Genomic DNA, 440 nt, shown 5'->3' with positions numbered 1-440 from the left:
TGGCACTTAATTCAATCGCAGCAAGAAGTTGAAAATACTCCTTGACGCGAAACGGGAAATGCGTAGAATACGCAGCCCTAGCCAACTGGAAGCGTTCGGCGCTCAGTGTGGTACTCACCTTCTCTTACGAGATTGAGTTGCTCTTTAACAAGATAAAACAAGAAATCTGTGTGGACACTCACAGGTGTTGAGTTAATCGAAACTGCTTAACCTTAGGGTTGGCAGTCAAAAATTTAAATCAATGTAACAATGAGTGTTCATAGCAATATGTACAGTTTGTTTCAGCCCTTCTTTTATAAGGAGTGCGAGAAACAAAAAATCAGAATTCATTGAGCCGCTGAAGTCGTAAGACGGAAGCAAAAAACTTTAATTGAAGAGTTTGATCATGGCTCAGATTGAACGCTGGCGGCAGGCCTAACACATGCAAGTCGAGCGGCAGC

Annotated in this window: 1 rRNA gene; it reads left to right on the top strand. The window is 42.7% G+C overall.

Features of this window, described 5'->3' with window-relative positions:
• Positions 1-367 precede the first annotated feature (367 nt).
• Positions 368-440, top strand: a 16S ribosomal RNA gene (locus tag MO387_RS20835); the annotation flags it as partial.

This window comes from Shewanella sp. N2AIL (genome assembly GCF_022690845.1).
GTDB lineage: Bacteria > Pseudomonadota > Gammaproteobacteria > Enterobacterales > Shewanellaceae > Shewanella > Shewanella baltica.
This window is presented reverse-complemented; position numbering and strand designations above follow the sequence as displayed.